The sequence below is a fragment of the Gordonia sp. (in: high G+C Gram-positive bacteria) genome (assembly GCF_020438995.1).
Taxonomy (GTDB): Bacteria; Actinomycetota; Actinomycetes; order Mycobacteriales; family Mycobacteriaceae; genus Gordonia.
Genome location: NZ_JAGQTN010000299.1, coordinates 1 through 2,613 on the forward strand (window position 1 = coordinate 1; position 2,613 = coordinate 2,613).

Genomic DNA, 2,613 nt, shown 5'->3' on the forward strand with positions numbered 1-2,613 from the left:
CCGCACTCTCCACCGCATCGACGTCAGTCCCACACAGCCGCGCGACGACGCGCATAACAGCCGACTTCTTGCCCCGACACGGAGGCCGCCATGGCCACTCGATCCGCTCAGCCCGACGTCTCCACGCTGCCACCACCCCCACGCTGCCCGCTCCCCAAGTTGCGCCAGTTGCGTGAGATCCGGGAGTTCCACACATTCGCCGAAACGGTTCGCGACTCGGCCGGACCTGTCGTCATGGTCAAGCTCGGTCCCAAGTCGCTGATGCCCCCGATCGTCTTCATCACGTCGCCACAAGGCATCCGCGATGTTCTCACCGCCCCGCACGGCAGCGCGGACAAGACCTCGCCGCTGTTCGTCGAGATGCGATATGTCCTGGGCTACAACCTCTTCGACATGCAGGATCACCCCTGGACCGCACACCGCAAAGCCGTACAGCCGCTGTTCACCAAGAATCGAGTGCAGGACTACGCCGGGGACATGAGCGCCGCAGCGCGATCACGGATGACCGAGTGGGGTCCGGCGGCGACGATCGACATCGACGCCGAGGTTCGCAGGATGACCCTCGATGCGGTCACCCGGGCCATGTTCGGCATCGACATGGACGTCGCCCGCACCGAATCACTGGGACACGCGATCCGGACTGTGCTGGCGCACATCACCGACCGCGCACTCGCACCACTGCGCCCGCCACATCAACTTCCCACTCCCGCACACCGTCGTGCGTATGCGGCCGCGAGGGAGATCCGATCGGCCGCCGACGACATCGTCCGGCGCTGCCACGAGGATCCCACGGTCGATGCGCCACTGGTACGAGCTTTGATCGGTGCCCACGATGCCGACACCGGCGAGACCCTGACCGACGCGGAAGTGGCGGAAGAGCTGGCGGCCTTCCTGGTCGCCGGCCACGACACCACCGCCACCACGCTCGCCTACTCCCTGTGGGCTCTCGGCAATCACCCCGAGATTCAGGAGCAGGTGCGCGCCGAGGCGTCATCGTGCGGGCCGGAACTGTCCCCGCAGGACGTCGGCGGCCTCGAATGCACTGTGCGTGTTCTGCATGAGGCGTTGCGATTGTGCCCACCCGGTGCCGGGGCGATCCGCACCATCGAACACGACCTGGCGGCGGACGGTTTCCGGTTGAGTCCCGGCACCGTCGTGTCCCTGTCCTTCTATGCGATGCATCGCGATCCGGCACTCTGGGACGATCCGCTGCGCTTCGATCCGGACCGCTTCACCCCCGACAAGATGAAGACGCTCGACCACTGGCAGTACCTGCCATTCGGCGGTGGGCGTCGCAAATGTGTCGGCGACCAGTTCGCGATGCTGGAGGCGACTCTCGCCCTGGCGACCCTGGTCCGCGACTACGAGTTCACCTCGCAGAGAGCCGATTTCCCGATCGCCGTCCCGTTCACGGTGGTCGCCGCAGCCCCCGTACCCGCCCTCGTCCGCCGCAGGCGAACTATCGAGCCGGAAGATGTGACCTGATGCGGAAGCCGACAGTCACACTTGCGGCTACACTGTAGGACATGGCTACGGCAACGCATATTCGACTGCCCGACGACGTGGACAAGGCGCTGTCGAGTTATGCCGCGCGCGTGGGCGCGGGCAAATCCACCGTCATCAGCCAAGCGGTCAGTGAGTGGTTACGCGCTGAGGCGCACCGCGGGATCGTCTTCGTCACCGAGGTGACCGGCGAACGCCGGGCTGCGCTCATCAGTGGCCCACAAGTGTGGACTGTTGCCGAAGCATGGCTACAGCACGAGCCTGAGCACCGCACAGCACGCGACCTGGCCGACACGTTGGGTTTGAGCATGAAGTCTGTCGAGACCGCCCTGGCCTACTGGGCCGACAATCGTCAGGAGATCGACGGCCTCATCACCCGGCACCACCTCGCACAGGACGAGGCGGTCGCCGCGTGGGAGCGTCGCCAAGCCCTCGGTAACGCGTGAGCATCACCTACCTGCTCGATGAACACTATCCGGGACGCCTCGCCGACGACCTCGCTTCGGCCGGTGTCGATGCCGTCGCCCTGGCCCGTGATCGACCGGAACTCCGCGGAGCCGACGACCGTGCGGTACTGGAGCATGCCGTGGCCGAGCACAGAGTCGTCGTCACGGAGGACGTGGCAACATTCGGTGTAGCAATCAGCCTGGTGCCCAACCACTTCGGAGTGGTGTTCTGTCATCACAGCAGATTTCCACGGACCCGGCCGGGCCTAGCCAAACTCGCACAGGCCCTCATCGGCCTTGCCGAAACACCACCGGAAGGGCTCGGCGAACACCCAATCGTGTGGTGGCTCGCCGAATAGTTCCACACCGGCGACGTTTGGTGGCCCATGATGACGGAAGATGACCGTCAGCGGTTGTTGTAGCCGGCGTCGACGGGGAGGGTGACGCCGGTGATGTAGCGGGCCTCGTCGGAGGCGAGGAACACCATCGCGTTGCTGATGTCGACGGCCTCGATCATCTCGACGGGCATCGGGTTCTTGAAGGCCGGATCGCTGGCCACGTCGGGGTGGGTGTTGATGAACTCGCCGTATTCGGCGTTGGCGACCATCGGGGTGTTGACCGCCGACGGGTGCACGGTGTTCACGCGGATGAAGTTCTTGGCCAG

Annotated in this window: 4 protein-coding genes; 3 read left to right on the forward strand and 1 reads right to left on the reverse strand. The window is 65.4% G+C overall.

Annotation, left to right across the window (positions count from 1 at the left end; genetic code table 11):
- The first annotated feature begins 90 nt into the window (after positions 1-90).
- From KDB67_RS21190 to KDB67_RS21200, 3 genes are read left to right on the forward strand one after another with little or no spacing between them, the layout of a single operon-like run.
- Positions 91-1,485: a cytochrome P450 gene (locus KDB67_RS21190; protein ID WP_291020338.1), complete on the forward strand. Its 1,395-nt coding sequence runs from the start codon at positions 91-93 to the stop codon at positions 1,483-1,485.
- Positions 1,486-1,526: 41 nt separating this feature from the next.
- On the forward strand, positions 1,527-1,949 hold the full coding sequence (locus KDB67_RS21195; protein ID WP_291020340.1) for a hypothetical protein: 423 nt from the start codon (positions 1,527-1,529) through the stop codon (positions 1,947-1,949).
- Complete coding sequence (locus KDB67_RS21200; RefSeq protein ID WP_291020342.1) at positions 1,946-2,308, forward strand: DUF5615 family PIN-like protein; 363 nt, start codon at positions 1,946-1,948, stop codon at positions 2,306-2,308. Before KDB67_RS21195 ends, KDB67_RS21200 begins: the two co-directional genes overlap by 4 nt.
- A 47-nt stretch (positions 2,309-2,355) precedes the next feature.
- On the opposite strand, the gene KDB67_RS21205 is transcribed toward KDB67_RS21200, so the two are convergent.
- Positions 2,356-2,613 (reverse strand): SDR family oxidoreductase (locus KDB67_RS21205; RefSeq protein WP_291020344.1); only part of this gene is annotated, 258 nt, incomplete at its 5' end.